The sequence below is a fragment of the Vibrio xiamenensis genome (assembly GCF_900100015.1).
GTDB lineage: Bacteria > Pseudomonadota > Gammaproteobacteria > Enterobacterales > Vibrionaceae > Vibrio > Vibrio xiamenensis.
Map to the genome: position 1 here is coordinate 1 of NZ_FNDD01000046.1, position 20,961 is coordinate 20,961.

General features: G+C 49.4%; 14 protein-coding genes. 6 read left to right on the top strand and 8 right to left on the bottom strand.

What is annotated here, in order from left to right; genetic code table 11:
• The 4 genes from rsxC to BLS03_RS23780 form a co-directional block, all read right to left on the bottom strand.
• Positions 1-1,910, bottom strand: a 1,910-nt coding sequence (gene rsxC / locus BLS03_RS23765; RefSeq protein ID WP_093279353.1) for an electron transport complex subunit RsxC, incomplete at its 3' end; no start/stop codon positions are given.
• Positions 1,911-1,918: 8 nt separating this feature from the next.
• Complete coding sequence (gene rsxB / locus BLS03_RS23770; RefSeq protein ID WP_093279354.1) at positions 1,919-2,506, bottom strand: electron transport complex subunit RsxB; 588 nt, start codon at positions 2,504-2,506, stop codon at positions 1,919-1,921.
• Positions 2,506-3,087 (bottom strand): electron transport complex subunit RsxA, encoded by a 582-nt coding sequence (gene rsxA, locus BLS03_RS23775; protein WP_093279355.1) that lies wholly within the window; start codon positions 3,085-3,087, stop codon positions 2,506-2,508. Before rsxA ends, rsxB begins: the two co-directional genes overlap by 1 nt.
• Positions 3,088-3,327: 240 nt before the next feature.
• Positions 3,328-4,692 carry an MATE family efflux transporter gene (locus BLS03_RS23780; RefSeq protein WP_176765680.1) on the bottom strand — a complete coding sequence of 455 codons (1,365 nt, stop codon included), beginning with the start codon at positions 4,690-4,692 and terminating at the stop codon, positions 3,328-3,330.
• Between the two features lie 238 nt (positions 4,693-4,930).
• On the opposite strand from BLS03_RS23780, the gene BLS03_RS23785 reads away from it, so the two are divergent.
• On the top strand, positions 4,931-5,818 hold the full coding sequence (locus tag BLS03_RS23785) for an isochorismatase (protein ID WP_093279357.1): 888 nt from the start codon (positions 4,931-4,933) through the stop codon (positions 5,816-5,818).
• Positions 5,819-5,922: 104 nt separating this feature from the next.
• A complete protein-coding gene (locus tag BLS03_RS23790; protein WP_093279358.1) occupies positions 5,923-6,744 on the top strand; it encodes a siderophore-interacting protein in 822 nt (273 codons plus the stop codon).
• A gap of 99 nt (positions 6,745-6,843) precedes the next feature.
• Here BLS03_RS23790 and BLS03_RS23795 read toward each other — a convergent pair whose 3' ends face one another.
• Positions 6,844-8,493, bottom strand: a complete 1,650-nt coding sequence (locus BLS03_RS23795) for a (2,3-dihydroxybenzoyl)adenylate synthase (RefSeq protein ID WP_093279369.1) — start codon at positions 8,491-8,493, stop codon at positions 6,844-6,846.
• A gap of 27 nt (positions 8,494-8,520) precedes the next feature.
• Positions 8,521-9,702 (bottom strand): isochorismate synthase, encoded by a 1,182-nt coding sequence (locus BLS03_RS23800; RefSeq protein WP_093279359.1) that lies wholly within the window; start codon positions 9,700-9,702, stop codon positions 8,521-8,523.
• A gap of 187 nt (positions 9,703-9,889) precedes the next feature.
• On the opposite strand from BLS03_RS23800, the gene BLS03_RS23805 reads away from it, so the two are divergent.
• Entirely contained in the window at positions 9,890-10,669 is a 780-nt protein-coding gene (locus BLS03_RS23805) for a 2,3-dihydro-2,3-dihydroxybenzoate dehydrogenase (RefSeq protein WP_093279360.1), read from the top strand.
• A 97-nt stretch (positions 10,670-10,766) separates the two neighbouring features.
• Here BLS03_RS23805 and BLS03_RS23810 read toward each other — a convergent pair whose 3' ends face one another.
• The gene (locus BLS03_RS23810) at positions 10,767-11,837 is read right to left on the bottom strand and encodes a 3-deoxy-7-phosphoheptulonate synthase (RefSeq protein WP_093279361.1); all 1,071 of its coding nucleotides are present in this window, start codon (positions 11,835-11,837) and stop codon (positions 10,767-10,769) included.
• Between the two features lie 332 nt (positions 11,838-12,169).
• Between BLS03_RS23810 and BLS03_RS23815 the strand changes: the two genes are divergently transcribed.
• Positions 12,170-16,636: an amino acid adenylation domain-containing protein gene (locus tag BLS03_RS23815; protein WP_143015685.1), complete on the top strand. Its 4,467-nt coding sequence runs from the start codon at positions 12,170-12,172 to the stop codon at positions 16,634-16,636.
• 105 nt (positions 16,637-16,741) lie between these two features.
• On the opposite strand, the gene BLS03_RS23820 is transcribed toward BLS03_RS23815, so the two are convergent.
• Positions 16,742-18,085, bottom strand: coding sequence for a condensation domain-containing protein (locus BLS03_RS23820; RefSeq protein WP_176765681.1), 1,344 nt, complete (start codon positions 18,083-18,085; stop codon positions 16,742-16,744).
• 471 nt (positions 18,086-18,556) lie between these two features.
• Between BLS03_RS23820 and BLS03_RS23825 the strand changes: the two genes are divergently transcribed.
• Both BLS03_RS23825 and BLS03_RS23830 read left to right on the top strand, forming a co-directional pair.
• Entirely contained in the window at positions 18,557-20,620 is a 2,064-nt protein-coding gene (locus BLS03_RS23825) for a TonB-dependent receptor (RefSeq protein WP_093279364.1), read from the top strand.
• A 67-nt stretch (positions 20,621-20,687) separates the two neighbouring features.
• On the top strand, positions 20,688-20,933 hold the full coding sequence (locus tag BLS03_RS23830) for a phosphopantetheine-binding protein (protein ID WP_176765682.1): 246 nt from the start codon (positions 20,688-20,690) through the stop codon (positions 20,931-20,933).
• The last annotated feature ends 28 nt before the right edge of the window (positions 20,934-20,961 follow it).

Genomic DNA, 20,961 nt, shown 5'->3' on the forward strand with positions numbered 1-20,961 from the left:
TCTGCTTTACGGGCTTTGGCGCGTGCAACGGCGGCAGCGACCGCGGCTTTTTTCGGATCGGCGTCTTGCTCTTCCGATTGCGGCTCAGCTTCGGCGGCGCTTTGCTGTTTCTCTGCTTTGCGTGCTTTAGCGCGCGCAACGGCGGCAGCAACTGCATCTTTTTTATCTGCCTTGTCATCGCTACTTGATTCAAGTGTTGACTGCTGCGCTTTTTTCTCGCGTGCTTGGCGTTTACGCTCTTCGCGCAATTTTGCCATCTCGCTGTTATCAGGCTCAGCATTGCCCGCTTTGAGCGCCTCGGCTTGTTTGGCTTTCGCTTTCGCAATCGCGGCCGCAACGGCCGGTTTTACTTTTGGTTCTTCGCTGTCTTGAGAGGCTTTCTGCGCTTTGACGCGCGCAATCGCTGCCGCAATCGCATCATCGCCACCATTGGTGGTTTTCATCTCTTTGCGGCGATCATCGGCGGCTTTCTTAAAGCGATTTTCACGTTCGAGCTTATCGCGCTCCATACGTGCTTTTTTCTCTTCAAAGCGTTGACGCGCTCGCTCGGCGGCATCCGCTTCTTGTTGGCGAGCACGAATTTCTGCTTTGGCTTGGCGGTAATATTGCACCAAAGGAATTTCGCTTGGGCACACGTAGGCACAGGCGCCGCATTCGATGCAATCTTTGAGGTTGAGTTCTTCGCACTTATCGTAGTCTTGCGCTTTGGCATACCATTGCAACTGCTGCGGTAGCAGCGAGGCAGGGCAGGCGTCAGCACATTCACTGCAGCGAATACAGGCCATTTCACCGCGTTGCGGGGCAATTTCTTTGCGGGTCGGCGCCAGAATACAGTTGGAAATCTTAGTGACCGGGACATTGGCGTGCGGCATGGTAAAGCCCATCATCGGCCCGCCCATGATTAACCTTGGCAGCTTTTTATCCGCTTGATAACCAAACTCTTCCAGCAAGTCTTGCACCGATGTGCCAAGCAGCGCCCAGACATTACGTGGTTGCTTAAAAGTATTGCCTGTCAGCGTAATGACGCGGCGAATCAAAGGCTCGTCGTCGACCACCGCGCGTTTAATCGCTTGGAAAGAACCAACGTTAAATACCATGATCCCGATGTCTGCCGAGTGGCGGCCCGCCGGGACTTCTTTATTGGTCAGCAATTTGATCAACTGCTTGGCACCGCCCGATGGGTATTTGGTCGGAATGACGCGAATCACCATGTCGTTGTCGACGGTAGCGTCTTGCAGCGCTTTGATCGCTTCCGGCTTATTGTCTTCAATACCGATAATGGTCAGTTTTGGCTTAAGAATGTGTTCGACAATGCGAACGCCTTCAATCACCTCATCGGCGTATTCACGCATTAATGCGTCATCAGCGGTAATGTAAGGCTCACATTCAGCGGCGTTGACAATTAGAATCTCTACTCGAGATAAACCCGATTGAATTTTTTTCGCGGTCGGAAAGCCTGCACCGCCCATACCAGAAATGCCAGCGCGGCGTACGATTTCAATCAATTCTTCCGGTGTGCGCTCGGTGTAATCGGCGATCGGTTGGCGCTCAATCCAAGTGTCTTGAAAGTCGGGTTTGATCACCACACACATTTCACTCAGGCCAGATGGGTGCGCGGTGGTGCGCGGTTCAATCGCCGTGATGGTGCCAGATGTTGGGGCATGAACCGGGATACTAAGGCTGGTGTCGTAGCGCGTTAGCGGTTGGCCTTTTTTGACTTGAGCGCCAACGTTCACCAGCATTAAGCCGGGCTTACCGATGTGCTGTTTAATTGGAATGACAATTTCATTCGGAATGCGTGCCGAGACCAGAGCGGTGCTGGTGGATTGAGTTTTGTTTTCAGGCGGATGAATGCCGCCTGGGAAATCCCACAGCGCGCCGTTTTTAATCTGTTCAACTAGTGACAACATACCAGTCCTTAATTCACGCCATTCTGCGTTTTCTCGGCAGAATCGGTAATATCAACAACAGGAATGGCGTCCATTTGCCACTTCCAACTTTCCGTCGTGGTGGCGACGGGAATCATTTCAATGCAATCGGTCGGACAAGGTGCAACGCAAAGGTCGCAGCCTGTACACTCATCTTTAATGACGGTATGCAATGCTTTGGTTCCACCGACGATGGCGTCAACAGGGCACGCCTGAATACACTTGGTGCAGCCGATACACATATCTTCATGAATAAATGCAACTTTTTTAACGGCGTTATCCAAGTCGTGCGCCGACTCTTCGACCTCAACGCCCATTAAATCGGCCAATTTTTCAATTGTGGCTTGGCCGCCGGGCGGGCATTTATTGATGTTGTCGCCGCCTGCAATGGCTTCGGCATAAGGGCGACAACCTGGGTAGCCGCATTGACCGCACTGAGTTTGCGGCAAAATGCTGTCGATCTGATCGACGATAGGATCAGCTTCGACTTTAAACTTGATCGACGCAAAGCCAAGAATGGCGCCAAAAATCGCTGCCAATACAGCTAAGGCGATGATCGCGATAACAATGGCATTCATTATAATTTCACCAAACCGGTAAAGCCCATAAAGGCAAGTGACATCAAACCAGCGGTGATCATCGCAATCGATGCCCCTTTAAATGGCGAAGGAACATCTGCGGCGGCAATGCGCTCGCGCATCGAGGCGAACAGAATCAAGACCAACGAGAAACCAACCGCGGCGCCAAAACCGTAGATGATCGATTCAACGAAGTTGTGGTTTTGGTTGATGTTGAGCAGCGCCACGCCCAATACTGCGCAGTTGGTGGTGATAAGAGGAAGGAAAATCCCCAGCAGGCGATACAGGGTAGGGCTGGTTTTATGCACTACCATTTCGGTGAACTGAACCACCACCGCAATCACCAAAATAAAGCTCATGGTGCGAAGATATTGCAAGCCGAGCGGGGCGAGAATGTAGGTTTCAACTAAGTAAGCGCACACCGAAGCGAGAGTTAAAACGAACGTCGTCGCTAACCCCATTCCAATGGCGGTCTCAAGTTTTTTAGACACGCCCATAAATGGACATAAGCCCAGAAATTTTACCAGCACAAAATTATTGACCAGCACAGTGCCGACCAACAACAAAAGATATTCGGTCATAGTGATATAGTGTAGACATTCCGAGCGCGGTATTATCTCGTTTTGAGCGGCGAATAACAACCAAGGAAACTTAAGGTTTTATATTCACGACAGAATTTAACATTTGTGCGGGATTAGCGGCGAAAAACGCAAACTTTGTAGAAAAAATTTAACCTCATTGGTTAGGGAATGAACTCCTCAATCGCGGCTTGAGTGTCGATTGAGGAGTTAAATTAGATTAAGAAGATAACTGATTAAGTGTTATAGGGTTTCTAGCGGTTGCTGCGCGGCTTGCACCATGAGCTGCTTGGTATGATTACGCGCTTGCGCAATTAATACCAGCGCTGCAGCGCTGATACCCACGATCAGCAGTGACCAAATGGTTTCAATTCCGGCGCTGTTTACCCACCAACCTTTCACGCCAACAACATAGCTGAGCGGCAAAATAAACAGCCAGTAAGCAAATAAAATTGCTACTAGCGGCTTAATGAACTCTTCCACACCGCGCAAAATACTTGAAGCGACAATCAATAGCGCATCGGCAAACTGGAACGCAGCAATGTAGATAAGCAGGGTGCTGATCATCATCACCACTTGAGTATCGTGGCTAAATAGCGCAGTAAATGGTGGCAGGAGCATCAGGATTGCCACTGCCATTAACGCTCCATATACCAGAGTTAGCAGCAGTGATGCGTTGCGGGTACGAATGACGTTTTGACCATCTTGTTGAGCGCGAAAATGAGCGATACGTATGGTGGCAGCAGCGCCCAGTGCCAAAGGAATCATAAACACCACGATGGCGATATTAATTGCCACTTGATGGGCGGCAATGACTTTCGTTCCAAGGCTAGAAGCAAAAAACGCCAGCAGTGAGAGGGCTAAAATTTCTACCACAATCGCAATACCAATCGGTAAGCCTTCTTTAAACATCGCTTTGGTCTCGCGGCTATCGACTTGCAGTGCCGCGCTTGGAAACGCAAAACTCAGTTGGCGGCGGGACAGATAGTGAATCACGCCAGCGCCGAGCGTAACCGACACGGCGGTGGCTAAGCCGCAGCCTGCGCCGCCAAGTTCTGGCAAACCATACAAGCCATTCACCAGCATTACATTTAGGCCAATGTTGAGCAGCGAAATGATCACTGTGGTGATGACCACGGGCGCAAAGCGGCTATTACCTTCACAGAAAAAGCGATTAAGCACCATATACATTAGCCCAGGTACTGCGAAGGCGACGAAGTGTAAATAGCGTTGAGTGACGGTCGCAACGGCCGTATCGGCAATGAAATATGGGCAGAAAAATGCCAGCAAATGAATTGTGATAAAGCCAAATATCATCAGCTTTATCGCGTTGTGTTTACCGTGCTGATACAGGGTTTGCATCTGTGCGAAGTCACGCTGACTGGCACATGAAGATATTTTGGGGATCAGCGCATACAACACGCCAGTGGCAAGTGTAATGACGGGCGTCCATAAATTACTGCCAAGCCCCACTCCGGCCAGGTGTTGAAAGTGATATCGTCCAGCGATAAGGGTATCAAACAAGCCCAACGAGGCTTGGCAGACTTGAATAAAAATAATCGGCAGGGCGATTTTTATCAGCGGTGAGTAAATTTGCGTTGCAGCCATAGTGATGCCGTCCTTAGCCAACGGAGTGTGGTTCATAAAGTGGAATTTTTATAATTGAACGCAAATGATAACTATTATTATTTACTTGTAAAGGTGTAGTTGATAGTATCGCAAAGTTTATTGATTAGATGAGCCACATCAGGCCGATTCATTGCCCGATATAAAGCGACTCACTGAAAACTGCGCGTGACTATCAAGACTTCAACACGCAGTTGGCTAACTAAGACAAGGATAAATTATGGCTATTCCAAAAATTGCGTCGTACTCACTTCCAAGCCAAGAGCAATTTCCAACCAACAAAGTCAATTGGCAAATCGACCCGCAACGCGCGGTGCTGTTGATCCATGACATGCAAGAGTATTTCGTCAATTTCTTTGATACCCAAGCGGCGCCAGTGCCGAGCTTAAAGCAGCATATTCAGGCGGTGAAAGCGGCAGCCAAACAGGCGGGGATTCCGGTTATTTATACCGCTCAGCCTGCTAATCAAGACCCTAAAGAGCGTGCCTTACTGACCGATTTTTGGGGGCCAGGTCTTAGCGAAGAAACCGCGATTTTGCCAGAACTTACTCCGCAGCAAGACGATATTGAATTGACTAAGTGGCGTTATAGCGCATTCAAAAAAAGCCCGCTTTTGGATTACATGCAAGAGAGTGGCCGCGACCAAATCATCATCACCGGCGTGTATGGCCACATCGGCATTTTGTCGACCTCACTTGAAGCTTTCATGTTGGATGTTCAACCGTTCGTGATTGGTGATGCAATTGCCGATTTCTCAAGCGAGGATCATCTGTTTACTTTGAACTACATCGTTGGCCGAGCTGGAGCGGTGAAATCGACCGCGCAGGCGATTGAAGAAATCTCGCAACCCGCGTCTGATGCGCTGTCTCTGCAAAGCATGCAGTTGGATGTCGCGCAATTATTAGAGCTTGATGTTGAAGACGTTGAGCCTGAAGAAAACTTGCTCTTCCTAGGGCTCGATTCGATTCGCGCGATGACGCTGCTTGAGAAATGGAAAGCCAAAGGTGCTGATATCAGCTTTGCCCAGCTAATGGAAAGTGTCACTTTGCAAGAGTGGTGGCAATTGATCGAACCACGAGTAAAAGCCAAACAAACTGAAGCGGCGTAATGCGGCTTCGGTTAGCAAAAAATGTTGTTTACACACTGGATTGAGCGCCTCGAGATGGGCGCCGCACTTAACTAAGTGATAAGCATAATAAGGATAAAAAATACATGAGTGAAAATGGCTACGACGATCGCTTGAAACCACGCTTGATCGCGTGTGTGCGTAAGCAATACATCACACCGCATCTATTGAGAGTGACTTTTAGCTGCGACGATTTAATCGGCTTTCCTGCGGACAAAAACGGCGGCTTGATTAAGCTGTTTTTTGCCAATCGCACCACGGGCACGTTGGATTTGCCGTGGCGAGAAGGGGATAGAATTTGTTGGCCGAAAAACAAACCGGTTTCTCGTGCCTACACGGTGCGCAAATATCGCCCTGAGACTAATGAACTGGATATCGATTTTGTGGCTCATGGCACGGAAAGCCCAGGTTCTGGTTGGGCGATTACGTGTCATCCTGGCGATGTTATTGGTCTCGCGGGGCCCGGTGGCCCGGATCCACTGCTTCAGCCAGCGGATTGGCACATTTTAGCGGGCGATCTTTCGGCGCTGCCCGCCATTAGCGCGATTTTGGAAGAGCTGCCAAGCACGGCACAAGGCCACGCGTTTATTGAAATCGACAGCGCCGATGATGAGCACTCACTTGAACATCCAGCAAACGTTGAATTGCACTGGTTGGTGCGTGAACCGGCGATTGAGCCGCTGCCGCTTGAAAAAGCCATCGCTCAAGTGGCGCCGCCAGAGGGCGTCAATAGCATTTCGGCGTTCGTTGCAGGGGAGAATGCTTCCGTGGTTGCGTGTCGCAATAAGCTGATTGCCGACTACCAATTGTCGAAGAAAAACCTCTATGCGATTCCTTACTGGAAGCGCGGTAAAGATGAAGAGAAATACCATGAAGAGCGTCATGTGATCATGGATGAAGAGTATTAACTCTTGCTGCCAGCTTTACTGACAAATACAAAAAACCGATTTGATTAGAAATCGGTTTTTTTATTGGCGCAAAGTCGGCGGGTTTAGATACCGTTTACGCTATTGGTATTGGGCGCGCAGCGCTTTTTTATCGATTTTGCCAACCGAGGTTTTTGGCAGTTGGTCGACAAAATGAACTTGGTCGGGGATTTTAAAGTCTGCCAAACCAGCATCACGTAAAAAGCGTTTCAGCGTGATGGCTTTGACTTGCTCCTCGCCACTTAACACCACCACAGCGCAGCTGCGCTCACCAAGGTAGTCGTCAGGAATGGCAATCAGCGCCGCGTCGTGTACTGCAGAATGGCGCAGCAGTTGGTTTTCGACCTCTTCAGCGGCCACTTTTTCACCACCACGGTTAATTTGGTCTTTATCACGCCCTGTTACCACTATGTTGCCGTCTTCGGTGAGCTTGACGATATCACCGGTAATGTAAAAACCGTGGCTATTGAATGAGCGCTGATTGTGCTCCGGCGCCTTATAATAGCCGCGAATGGTGTAAGGTCCTTGGGTGAGAAGAAAACCCTCTTCGCCGGGTTTCACTGGCATGCCGTCTTCATCAACCACCATTACCTGATCATGCGCAGAAATCGGTCGCCCTTGGGTGGCAAACATAACCTCTTCTGGATCATCAAGCCGTGTGTAATTCACTAAGCCTTCCGCCATACCGAAGATCTGTTGCAGTTTACAACCCAGAGTTTGAGGGACGCGCCGCGCCGCCGATTCACTGAATTTGGCACCGCCAACTTGCAGCAGCGCCAAGCTTGAAATGTCATACTCAGTATTGGCCGCGTGGTCCATCCATAATAGCGCCAGTGGTGGCACGATACCGGAAACGTTGACTTGGTGTTTTTCAATCACAGCAAATGCGGCTTGCGGAGTTGGGTCTTTGGTCAGCACTACGGTGCCGCCAGCCCAGAATACGCCTAAAGCTCCCGGTGAGCTAAATGGAAAATTATGCGCGACAGGTAGCGCACATAAGTACTTGGTTTGATGATCAAATTGGCAAATATCTACGCTGCCAACCACGCTGTATGCGTAATCGTTGTGGCTGCGAGGGATAAGTTTTGGCGTGCCTGTAGTACCGCCAGAGAGTTGGAAAAATGCTACTTGCTCTGGGTTTGCCGTTTGCTGGTAATCGGCGTGTTGATAGCAGCTTGCGAGCGTGACGAATTTATCGTTATCTGGATAATGACATTCACCTTTGACGATCACATGCGCAAGGCTTGGGCAAGCTTCCAGAACTTCACACGCCAGCTTTTGGTAATCGAATTGGCGCTCTTCACCGTTAATGATGTAAGCCTTCGCATTGGCGTGTTGGCAAAAATAGCGAATTTCTGACGAGCGATGGGCAGGCAGCGCCATAATTGGGCGCACGCCTTTTTGCACCAGCGCGAAAAAGCACATATAAAATTCGGCAACATTGGTCATTTGCAGAACCACGTTATCGCCAGCCTTTAAGCCGAGCTGCTCAAAGCCAGTCGCAAGTTGAGCGATTTGCTGGTGGAGATCGCGATAGCTGATTTCACGCTCGCCGCATACAATCGCGGGGTGGTCAGGGTAGGCTTCCACGCTGTCACGCAGATAATCAAGCAGGGTTTTGTCTTGCCAGTAACCGAGTTGTCGATACTGCTTGGCAAGATGCTCAGGCCACGGGGTGAATTCAATCGCATCGGCGGTGATGGACGTGTTTATCTTGGAATGGTTTGTCATGGCATTGTCTGTCATAGCATCGGGCCTCTAGGCGTTGAGAAGTTCGTTAAGTTGAATGCCCGCAGCAGACAAAATAGTGCGCATTTTGGCGCCCGTTTCATCGAGTTCACTTTGTGGATGGGATTCATTGACAATGCCAGCTCCGGCAAACACTTTCATCTGGCGTGTTTTGACTTCGGCGCAGCGAATCGTGACCACCCATTCGCCGTTGCCTCGCGCATCGCACCAGCCGACCATGCCGGTGAAATAGCCACGGTCAAACCCTTCCAGTTGCTTAATCGCATCATAAGCCGGTTGGCGCGGAAAACCGCATACCGCTGGCGTAGGGTGCAGGTCGGCGGCGACTTGAATCGCACTGACATTTGGATCGTCAACCTGACCTTCTAACTTAGTTGACAGATGCAGCATGGTTTCAGTTTCAATGACCGATGGCACCATAGGCGTGTATAAGTTGTGGCAGTATTGGCTCATCACGCGCTCGACTTCTTCCACTACCAATCCATGTTCATGGAGATCTTTTTGGGTGTTGAGCAGCGATTGCTCATGGGCTTGGTTTTCAGCTGCAGAGCTTGAGCGGGGGCGTGAACCGGCCAATGGGTTGGAAATCAGTTGGCTGCCTTTTTTGGCAATCAAGAGTTCAGGGCTGGCGCCCATCAGACGGTTGTCTTGATCTATGCTGGCAGCAAAGGTGTAACCGCGGGCATTGATGGCCAATAAGTTGCGCAGTAGCTTAGCTTGGTCGATGTCTTCATCGGTGGCGACTTCCACCGCACGTGACAACACCACTTTGGAAAGCCCTGCGTTGGCAAACATTTCCAATAGGCTTGATACCCCTTGTTTGTAGTGATTGCCTGTGGGTGATGAAATCACTTTGGCTTCTGCTTTGGCCTGACTTAACGCGCGATTGGCGCGAGTGCTGCTCGAGACATACAGGGTTTCAGGGATCACAAATTGAGTGGGGTTTTCCTGATTAAACGGTACCACGCCAAATAGCACTGGGTTTTCACACTGTTCACTTTTCGCTTGTTCGAGCATGGCTTGTGCTTGGTTGGCGAGTTCGGCAAAAGGGATGGCCTGTTTAAAGTGTGCTTGTACGCCTTTGCCAAGCATAGTGGAGTGTGCGTTGGCAAAGAAAAAAGGCGACGAGACCAGTTGGTTTGCAATCAATTCTTCGGACATAAAAGAGTATCCGACCACTTCGCGTTTCATTACCGATTCCTTCTATAAATGTTTAGTGACCATTTGTTGCGCTTTGATACACAACAGATTACATTCGACATTACACAAATACGAATAGTTATTAATTACATTTGTTATTGTTTCTCATCTTTTGAAATCGATCACGATGAGAAACGGTTATTTGTTTGAATCACAACCAATGAAAATAGAGGTTGCTATGCAATTTAATCATCAACGTGTGCTGCTGATTGGCGCCGCAACAGGGATAGGGTTTTCCGTTTTAGAACATTTAGTTAAGTCCGGTGCTCAAGTTGTGGCGGCTGACAGACAACTGGAACTGCTGCTTGAAAATAGCGAAACACTGCGCCAACAATTCCCACAACAAATGACTTGCCAATACCTCGACCTCGCCGAGCATCACACCCTGATTAGCCAAGTAGAAGACTGGATTCAGCAGTATGGTGATTTTGATCATCTGGTGTGTTGCGCCGGTGTTCTGCCGGTCGGATCGCTGCACAAAATGCCCCTTGAACAAGTAAAACAAGCCTTTGATATCAATACCTTTGGCGTATTGGCTGCCATGCAAGCCGTTACGTCCGGTATGCAGCAGCGCCGTCGCGGCAGCATGGTGGTCATTGGCTCTAACGCCGCCAACACACCAAGAAATGCGATTGGCGCGTACGGCGCATCAAAAGCGGCGCTGCACATGATGGTTAAGTGCATGGGCATTGAGCTCGCGCCTTTTGGCATTCGCTGCAACATTGTTAGCCCAGGCTCGACGCGCACTGCGATGCAGCGTCAGCTGTGGACCGATAGCTATGGCGAAGCCGAAGTGATCGCCGGCGACGCCAGTCAGTTCCGTTTAGGTATTCCACTGCAAAAAATTGCCGAACCAAGTGATATCGCCCAAACCGTACTGTTTTTGCTTTCAGATGCGGCGAACCACATCACCATGCACGACTTACGTGTTGATGGTGGTGCGACGCTGGACAACTGACTTAGTTTCGTTCAACCCATTTGCGCGTAAACGGGAGTTCAATCTCGATAGGCAGAACGCTCTGCCTATCGAGGCGCTTTATGGCAACGTCAACGGGTTACGCGACGGTCGAACAACGTGCGGTTTGGCATTCATTGACCGCTTGCGCTAATTGCTCAATCAGTTGCTGAGATTGCTGCCAATCCAAGCACGCATCGGTGATCGATTGACCATACGTCAGCGGCGTATTTGCCACATGCTGATTGCCTGCTTCAAGAAAGCTTTCACACATCACACCGGCAATACAGCGCTCGCCATCGCGCAGCTGCTTGGCGATATCTTTCGCCACTTTGAGCTGGTTAAGCGCGATTTTTTCGCTATTGCCGTGGCTGCAATCGATCACCAGTCTTGGTCTTAGCCCGTCATCACTAAGTTGAGTGCTGGCATTGACCACGTGTGGACTCTGGTAATTCGGTGTTTTACCGCCGCGCAGAATGATGTGACCGAAAGGATTCCCTTGGCTGGTGATGCACAGCGCGCCCCGCTCAGAGCCGGAAAATGGCATCAAATGTGGTTCTTGCATGGCGTGAATGGCGTTGATGGCGATATCAATATCGCCGCCAGTGCCATTTTTGATCCCGACAGGGAAGGGCAGCGCCGATGCCAGTTGACGGTGCGGCTGGGATTCCGCAGTGCGCGCGCCAATCGCGCCCCAGCAGATCAAATCTGCAAGGTAAGGTGCGATGTTGGTATCAAGAAACTCGGTGGCGGTCGCCAATTTGAGATCAATAACTTGAGTGAGAAACTCTCGCGCTGTGGCAAGGCCTTGCGCCAAGTTTTGGCTGCCATCAAGATTTGGATCAACCACTAAGCCTTTCCAGCCAGTTCGCGTGCGGGGCTTTTCAAAATAGGTGCGCATTACAATCAGCAGTTGGTCACGATAGCGGTGCTGTAATTGCGCCAATTTTTGCGCGTATTCAAGTCCAGCTTCGGGATCGTGAATTGAGCATGGGCCAATGATCAAAAGCAGACGTGGATCCTCACCTTTGAGAATTTGGCTGATTTGTTGGCGTGAATGGTCGATAAATTCGCGCTGAATTTGGTTAAGGGAATATTGGTCTGCCAGCGCTTCGACACTGGGAAGGGCACGGTAGCTTTGAGCATTAAAGACTTGTGCTAAATGAGACATGGGGTTTCCAACATTTTCTAACTGAATGACGTTTAAGCTGCGATGCGCACACTTTTCCTTGTTTGATATGCAACCATCTTGTTTACATTAATCTTAATGATAATTATTATTAATCGCATTCCGAAATATTGTGTAACATGTTGGTGTTTGTCAATGGTTATTTTTGTGCTTCAGCTAAGGAAGCCGTGCGATATATATGCTTGTTCGAGCTTGTAAAGCGGATTGCAGATAAACCATGACCACCGAATCACACCGCTTGGCTGCACACAGACAAATGGTTTATTTGGGCGCAACAGGCGACCCGTTAGCTTGATTTCAAGGAGTTAGAGACAGTGATAGTGGAACAAAACGGCGTCGTCGCCTTAAGTGCGATGCAAGCGGCTTATTGGGTAGGCCGCCAGTCACAGCAGTCTCTTTGCGGTGTAGCCGCCCATCTGTACACCGAATTTGATGGGGTCGATATCGACCCTAAGCGCCTTGGCAAAGCCGTCGATGCGCTGTATCGCGTTCATCCGATGCTGCGAGTAAAAATTTCGCCGCAAGGCGAGCAAAGTATCGCCATGCTTAGTGATTTGCATCAGTTACGGGTTGAAGATTTATCAGCCTTAACCGCGCAACAGGCCGAGCAAACGCTAAATGACATTCGCCACAACATGTCCCATCAAAGCTTAAATTTGGCACAGGGGCAGGCGGCGGATTTTCGTCTGACCTTACTTGGTGAGGGTCGCTGCCGTTTGCATATCGATGTCGATATGATTGCGGCCGATGGTGAAAGCTTTCGCATTATCGTCGATGATTTAGCGAGGTTATATCGTGACCCTGATGCGATTAAACCTGCTGAAAACGTGGCGTTTTTTGAATTTATTAAAGCGGAAACGGCTGCGAATTCTGGGCCTAGCAATGTTCAGAGTCGCAAGTGGTGGCAAGCGCGTTTGAACCAAGTCTCTCCGGCGCCTCAACTTCCTTACATCACCACTGATGCCAGTGCTGAGCAGTGTCAAATGACCCGCTTAGCGGCCAATTTGGATATGACGACGCGCGGTGCGCTTGAACAGTTGGCTCACCAGCAGGACGTTACACTAAGCACTCTAAGCTTGGCATTGTTTGCACAATCTATGGCCAAAGCCACCGGCCAAGCTCAATTTCGTTTAAATGTGCCGATGTTTTATCGCCCTGACCGAGGTGTCGATGTGAGTCGAGTGGTCGGCGATTTTGCACGCCTAATGCTGCTGAGTGTGGATATCAAACCGACGCAAACGGTGCAAGATTTTGTTCAGGATATTTCTCACCAGCTCAATCAATTAATCAGCTATAGCGACTACGATGGCGTTAACGTCATGCGTGATTTGTCGCGCTTATATGGTGAGCAGCAAAGCTCGCCCGTCGTATTTACCGCAGGCGTTAATCTCAGTGGCAACACCCTACTCAGTGAACTGGCACGTGAGCAGTTTGGTAATATGGTTTGGGCAATATCACAAGGCGCGCAAGTTACGTTGGATGCACAGATTGCCGCGGCCCATGATGGCCTGCTGCTTAACTGGGATGTGCGCGCGGATGTGTTTGAGGATGGTGTTATTGAGCGCGTATTCCACGATTTTGTGGCAAGACTCGAGCTTGCCGCCAAAGACTCAAGCTATGTTTCACAAAGCGCGGCGCAAGATATGACCATTCAATATGCGCCCAAGCCGCAGCCTTTGAATGCTCTGCAGCAAGCGTATCTACTTGGCCGAGAAGATCATATGCCACTTGGTGGTGTGGCGATGCATGATTTTCGTGAGTATCGCGCGCCGCTGAGTGTTGAAGCTTTGCGTCAACGCTTAACTGAGTTGGTTGGCCATTATCCGCTGCTACGCACTCGTATTGATGTTGACCGATTGACTAGCCTGGTGAGCGATCAGATTACGGTGAATTTGGAAGTGTTGGACGTGTCACACCTCACCCCAGAGCACGCCGAGCGCCAAGCTCAGCGCCTTCGAGAGAGTTATCGGCAGCGCCGCTATGATCTCAGCAAACAATCGCCTTGGCATGTGGTGGCGGTGCTACTTCCTGATGATCATCAACATGGTGATAGCTTGTGGGTGATGACCAGTTTCGATGCTCTGATTGGTGATGGTCGGGCGATTTCGCAAATTATTAGCGAGTTGTTTGATCCACATAAAACCTTAACTGAGCAGCCGATTGATGTACCTGCACAAGCGGCATCTGAGCAAGCTCTGCAAAGTGCGCAGCAGTTTTGGCAACAGCAATTGTCAAACGTGAGCGGGGCACCTAACTTACCGTGGCGTCGCTCGCTGGAATCGATTCGCTGCGCTGATTATCGCCGCCAGACATTGAAAATCGACAAAGCTCAGCTGATGCAATTGACGCGCATTGGCGGCGCTGAGCGTTTACTACAAAACTCGCTGTTAAGCGCCATTATGCTCGAAGCATTGGCGTTATGGAGTGACGAGCAGCCTTTGTGTCTTGGCGTGCCGGTTGCGATTCCAACTCCGAATCAAGCACTGAAAAATAACTCCACGTTTGTCACTGTGGTGTACGACAAGCACCACGGTCAATTTGTCGACCGCGTTGCCAAGTTGCAAAAAGAGTTGCTGCAATCGTTGGAGCATTTGGCGTTTTCCGGCATTGATCTTAATCGTCATTTACTGAGCAAAAACGGCGGCAGTTTAGCGCTGCCAGTGGTGATGACCAATGCGATGAGTTGGCCAAGCCTGAACCCTAAACTGGGTGTGGAGTATTTGGATGGTGTTACTCAAACGCCGCAAGTCGCGATGGATTTACGCCTCAATCTGGATGCAGAGCGACATCTGTTGATCAGCGTAGATTACGCCCAGCAAGCACTTGAGGACGGATTTGTTACGGCATTTCTATCGGCGGTAAATCAAGCGGTGAGCAGCATTTGCCAGCAAGGTGACCTCGCAGTCACGGCTACAGCGTGGCAAACCTTTGACCACTACCAAGCCAATACGCCAAACGCTCAAGCCTATGATGATGCGTTCTTAGCGAGAATTTACGATAATCTGTATGGCGAGAGGCAAAACGCCACCGCGCTGTGGCATAACGGCGCGGCGATTTCTTATCGCGAATTGGGCACTCAGGTGGATCTGCTTCGTCGCCATTTTGCCCAGCGAGGCTTAAGTGAAGGGGACGTGGTGGCGCTATGCCTGCCGCGCAGCCCAAAACATATTGCCGCAACGCTTGCCTGCGCATTATCTGGGTTGGTTTGGGTGCCGATTGATGCTCGTTCGCCGCAAGAGCGTTTAGAGTATTTATTGTCTCACTGCCAACCGCAATTAATTGTTAGCGACTCGGAATTACCAGCGCCAAGCCAAGTCGCGTTAGCGAATATCGATGAGTTACTGCAAACGCCAGCGACTAATGAGTGCCAGGCGTTGAACCTTGCCAAGCTCAGCCGCAAACAGAGTGGCTGTTACTACCTGTATACTTCAGGGACAACCGGTAAGCCGAAATGTGTGGTGGTGAACAATCTAGCCACTGCTAACGTGGTGGCCGCGACCATTGATAAGTGGCAACTTACACGCCGTGATGTGTGTATGTCGGTAACGCCGCTGCATCATGATATGTCGGTGTTTGATCTGTTTGGTGCGCTTAGCGCGGGCGCGGCGCTGGTGGTGCCGGATGCCGATCAGGACAAAAATGCCTTGGCATGGAATCAATTGGTGGCGCGCCACAAAGTGACCATTTGGTGTTCAGTACCGGCGATTTTAGAGATGCTGCTGGCGTGCGAGATGCCAAATTCTCTGACTTCTCTGCGCTTAATTGCTCAGGGCGGTGACTACATCAAACCCAAAACCATTGCCTATTTACGCCAACATTTTCCATCGCTGGCGCTGTATTCGTTAGGTGGCCCGACCGAAACCACCATCTGGAGCATTTGGCATCCGCTCAGCGCTCAAGACGTGGCAGTCATCCCTTATGGTCAGCCTTTACCGGGGGTGCAATATTACATTGTCGATGAGCAATTAAATCACTGCCCAGCTTATAAAGTCGGGCGCATTGTCACTGCAGGGGTGAGCTTAAGTTTGGGTTATTTGCAAGACGGCGAGCTCAGTCAAAAAGATTTTATTCAACTCAATACTCCTGAGGGCGACACAGTACGAGCGTTTCGCACCGGCGATATGGGCTACTACCGTGAAGATGGCACCATCATCTTTGCGACGCGCATTAATGGCTATGTCAAAGTGCGCGGCGTGCGGGTTTCACTGCCGGATATTGAAAAAGAGTTGCGCCAATGTCCGAAGGTCAAAGAAGCGATTGTGATTGATTATCAGGAGCCAAATTCGGGCGATACGGTGATCGGGGCGATTTATGCGAGTGAAGATGGTAAGCCGTTACCAGCCAGTGAAGTGCGTGCGTTTATTAAAGCGCGTTTACCGGTGTCGCATTTGCCGAATCAATTTAGTCAAATTGAGCAGTTTGCGCTGTCGGCGAACGGCAAAATTGATCGCCAGCGCGCCAAAGCCGATTGGTTAGTCAATTTAAATTCGCCAACGGCCAAAGCTGACACGAACACGGTGTCAGCCAGCACTGAGACAGCTGGTATCGAAAAACGCTTTAGTGGCGATTATCAACCGATTTTAAGCGCCTATGCCAGTGCATTAAAAGTGGATGTGCAGCGTTTAACCCCAAGCAGCGAATTTGTCGAATTTGGTTTGATGCCATCACATCTTAAACACGTTGCCGATCAGCTCAACGGCACTTTTGATACCAAACTGAAAGCCATGGCGCTGGCACGTTGTAAGAACGCCGAGCAGGTAAAAAACTTACTGTTTGCTTAGCGATGTCTTCGCAATAGAGCGTTAAGTCACTGACAAAAAGCCCGAACCTGAAAGTTCGGGCTTTTTATTGGCTTGAAGATAAAACCTTGTCTGCCGCTAGTTGGCTCAGGCGCTTTTAGCCAGCGAGGATTCTTGATTTAACAGCGGTTCAAGTGGTCGGTTTAGCAGGTTATCGAGTGATGCTGAATCGAGTAGGGTGGTGTCGAGTAAGCGTTCAAAAAATAGCGCTAAGTCGATGGCATGTTGGTCAAGTTTGGCTTCAGAATAACTGTTCACATCGGCTTCGATAAAGGCGCAAAATTGCTCCGAGCCTGGCGCGCCGCGAAACGTGATGTTGAGGCCCTCAGCAGAACCCGCAGCCAGAACATGATGCTCGAGCTGGCAATCGGGCAAATGCGGCGCATCAAATGGCATCACGTTGATGAATGGCGTCATAAAGTAACTTTGTTTGGCGGTGAGGTTGTGGTCTTGCTCAATTTGCTCGATACGGTAGCGGCCGTGACAATAGAGTTCACGCAGCTCAGATCGGCAGTGCAGAAGGTAATCTTTGAGGTTACTGCGCGGCGCGTTTTTGTGTTTATACGGCAAAATATTCACCATCAAACCAGGAATGTTCGCCGCAACGCTGCCCCAGCGATTCATAAACGGTAGCCACACCACCGACTCATCATTGTCACTTAGCGGAGATTGCTGCAGATATAGCGATGTTAAAGCCACTAAGGCGTCGGGCCAGCCGATGGCTAACTGTTGGCAGATAGCGTTGAGGCGGGTGGCAAATCGGGGCTCGAACAAGACTTGATGGCACACTTCACGACAGGCGTTGGGGTCATAATCTGCATCGGTAAGAGTCAGCAGGTTATCCTCATCAAGGTAATTTTGCCAAAAATGTCGGTCGAGATGATATTTACGACTGGCACTGTAGCGCTGTTCTTCAAGTAGATAATCCGCATACGGTTTAAACGGCTGACTGAGTGTTTTGCCACTAGTGAAATGTTGATACCACTGACAACAACGCTGCTCGAACAACATCATCCCATAACCATCAAGAAGAATGTGATGAGCACGAGTATACCAATAGAACTGATGCTCACTGATCTTATACAATCGATGCAAAGTCAGCGGGTTTTCAACTAAATTCACTGCCGTTTGCGCATCTTTCTCCATTTCTTGCCATGCCTGATGATTGGCCTGTGGCACAGCCGATAAATCACACATTTGCGCGGTCGGCGCCATGTCAAACGCAGCGAGTATCATCTCTCCAGCGGCGCTAAATCGTGTGCGAAAAATCTCTGTTTCACTCAGAGTTTGATTGAGCGCGGCAATAAAAGCGTCGCTATCGAGTTTGCCATTGATCGCCACGCAGTGGGCAACGGTGTCGATATTGGCACTGGGTTGTTGAATAAATCGTTTCCAAAACGGTGTTTGAGCTAGGGTTATGGGTTGTTGCATGGGTTTTCCGACACGGTTGTGTTGAGTGGCATCATGGTCAACAAAAGACGCCAGAATAGAGCAATAATAAACTTGCATGTTAATGAGAATCAATATCATTGTTTGGACGAATAAAGCTTAAGTGCACATTTTTTAACTTGTAACTTACTGAACGTTATCCGCAATTCTCTTCATTTCTCTGCGAGATAAACCTATTTCGCCGCTGTATTTCAACTTTTGTCTTAGTTTGGATAGTGAAATAGATCAATAAAAATGATTATTGTTATTAACTGCAAATGAGAATGCTTTACATTTAATTTGCAAACCAATAGAGTAGCAAGCCGAACATGCATGCGCATGCAAATTAATGCTCATTTAATAGTTTACAGCACACATATCTGCCGTTTCGGCAACGCTTTGCATTCTAAAAATACAATATGAGTCAGATTCAGTTGCAGCATAAGCGTCGGTTGTGCTTCATAGGAGAATAAAATGGAATTTGTGCCCAATTCACACTCAGCAGTGAGTCGCCCGCTGAAATTCAGCGTACTTTCAGCAGCGGTTGCACTAGCTTGCTTTGGTTCACCGCTTGCCAATGCTGCTACCGAAGCTTCGGATTCAACCACCGACGCGCGTAACCAAGTCGCGGATGTGGTGGTTTACGGTGAAAAAACCGAACGTTCTTTGCAGCAAACCAGTTCAAGTGTGGTGGTGTTTGATGACGATGATATCGACGCTGCTAACGCGAAAGAAGCGCGTGATTTACTTAAGTTAACGCCAAACGTAGTGGAAACCGGCTATGGCAATGCGGTTCCAACCATTCGTGGTATCGACGGTGCAGGCCCGGGTATCGGGGCAGTGGCGTTTTCTGCGGGTACTCGACCACGTCTAAATACTTCTGTTGATGGGCGCTCGCTAACCTACAACGAATTGGCTTTTGGTCCACTATCTATGTGGGATATGCAGCAAGCGGAAATCTATCTTGGCCCGCAAAGCTACATTCAAGGTCGTAACTCGATTGCCGGTACTATGGTGCTGAAATCGAAAGATCCGACTTACGATTTCCAATCTGGTGTGAAGCTTGGTGCTGGCACCAATGATTACGTGCAAACTGCAGCGTATTTGTCCGATGCGATTGTTGATGATCAAGTGGCATTTCGTTTAAGTGCTGATCGCCAAACACGTAAGAGTAGTGTTGATCTCGCCAGCTATTCACCCGCAGGTGATGCGCGAGATATTGAATCGAATGCGGTGCGCGCCAAACTCTTGGTTGAACCAGCGAAGATTCCTGCGCTCTCTTCAATGCTGACCTATGCCTATTACGACAGCCGCGCGCCACAAGGTGAGAATGAACCGAGCGATGCAAGCGGTTCACGTTATACCAGTGAACGTCCGGTGTTTGAGACGCGCTCAAATAACTACATTTGGGATGTGACCTACGACATCAATTCCAATCTGAAATTCACCTCTAAAACCAACTACACCGATTTTGACGTCAAACGTATTGTTGCAGAAGGGGAGTATTACTCAGCTGATATCGACGGCCAAGAATTCTTTATTGAACCGGCAGTACGTTACACCTCTGATGATCAAGTCACCGACGTCTTAATGGGCCTTCGTTACTACAAAGACAAGCATGATGATTTCGTTGACGGCATGGGTAATTACCATGATAAAACGGAAACCGCGTCTGCTTATGTCGAAGTAAATTACGCGCTCACTCAAAGCCTCGATTTAACCGCAGTGGGTCGTTACGAAAATGAAGACCATTACCGTAAAGGTGGTGACGGCTATGCAGAAATTGATTTTGATAAATCGTTCAACGACTTTATGCCAAAACTGTCGCTGGCTTGGAAAGCGGACGAGAGCAACACCTACGGTGCCAGCGTATCTAAAGGTTTCCGCGCTGGTAGTGGTGGCGTTGATTTCACCAACCTAACCACTTACATCTTTGATGAAGAAACCGTTTGGAGCTATGAGTTGTTCAGCCGCCACCGCCTGTTTGGCGATGTTCTGCAACTGACCACTAACTTGTTCTATAACGACTACGATGGTCTGCAAATCCTTGATAGTACAACCATCATGAATGCCGATAAAGCCGAGACTTACGGTGCCGAAGCGACGCTAGAATGGTACGTCACTCAAGACCTGCAACTCTACGGCAACATGGGGCTGCTTAAGACTAAGCTGTCTGATTCATCCGACGACTTTAGCGCCTACGATGGCAACGAGCTAGCGCGTTCACCGGCGTTTACTGGTGTGGTTGGTGCCCGCTACTGGATTGGCGACTTTGAACTGGGTGGTAACCTGCACTATGTGGACGATTACTACTCAACGGCAGATAACGATGAAGACGGTAAGATCACTGGTTATTCAACCACCAATCTGTCTTTGGCATACCAATTTAGCAGCGGTAAAGCCAAATTTTACGCCAACAACGTGTTTAACGCTCGTGATGAAGTCCTGTATGACTCATCACGCGGTGTGGTGGATAAAAATACCCCAATCCTGCTTCCTGAACGTCAAATCGGCGTGTCTGTCGAAATGAACTTCTAAACCTTTGAAATCGGCTCTAATGCAGAGCCGATTTTGTTTGGCTCAATCAGCAATATTAGGAACAACAATGAATTTAGATTTGTGGATAAGAGAACAGCTAGGCGAGGTGAGTGACATTGACCTGACCGCGTTGAGTTCCGACGCGAATTTAATTGAACATGGCCTGCATTCGTTGCAAATGATGCGCCTATTGGAGCGTTTCAATTGCTTGGCTACCCAGTCTCTGCTGTATATGCACATTGCCAAGCAGCCATGCATTTCGGCTTGGTCCGAATTACTGCAACCTCATTTGAATACTACAACGTCATCCTAGTGCCGTCTTACGGCGGTTGGTCTCCACC

Bases quoted from the DNA above. Each gene is read 5' to 3' on its own strand.
- rsxB (WP_093279354.1), bottom strand. From the start codon at position 2,506: ATGAATGCCATTGTTATCGCGATCATCGCCTTAGCTGTATTGGCAGCG.
- rsxA (WP_093279355.1), bottom strand. From the start codon at position 3,087: ATGACCGAATATCTTTTGTTGTTGGTCGGCACTGTGCTGGTCAATAAT.
- BLS03_RS23780 (WP_176765680.1), bottom strand. From the start codon at position 4,692: ATGGCTGCAACGCAAATTTACTCACCGCTGATAAAAATCGCCCTGCCG.
- BLS03_RS23785 (WP_093279357.1), top strand. From the start codon at position 4,931: ATGGCTATTCCAAAAATTGCGTCGTACTCACTTCCAAGCCAAGAGCAA.
- BLS03_RS23790 (WP_093279358.1), top strand. From the start codon at position 5,923: ATGAGTGAAAATGGCTACGACGATCGCTTGAAACCACGCTTGATCGCG.
- BLS03_RS23795 (WP_093279369.1), bottom strand. From the start codon at position 8,493: ATGACAAACCATTCCAAGATAAACACGTCCATCACCGCCGATGCGATT.
- BLS03_RS23800 (WP_093279359.1), bottom strand. From the start codon at position 9,702: ATGAAACGCGAAGTGGTCGGATACTCTTTTATGTCCGAAGAATTGATT.
- BLS03_RS23805 (WP_093279360.1), top strand. From the start codon at position 9,890: ATGCAATTTAATCATCAACGTGTGCTGCTGATTGGCGCCGCAACAGGG.
- BLS03_RS23810 (WP_093279361.1), bottom strand. From the start codon at position 11,837: ATGTCTCATTTAGCACAAGTCTTTAATGCTCAAAGCTACCGTGCCCTT.
- BLS03_RS23820 (WP_176765681.1), bottom strand. From the start codon at position 18,085: ATGCAACAACCCATAACCCTAGCTCAAACACCGTTTTGGAAACGATTT.
- BLS03_RS23825 (WP_093279364.1), top strand. From the start codon at position 18,557: ATGGAATTTGTGCCCAATTCACACTCAGCAGTGAGTCGCCCGCTGAAA.
- BLS03_RS23830 (WP_176765682.1), top strand. From the start codon at position 20,688: ATGAATTTAGATTTGTGGATAAGAGAACAGCTAGGCGAGGTGAGTGAC.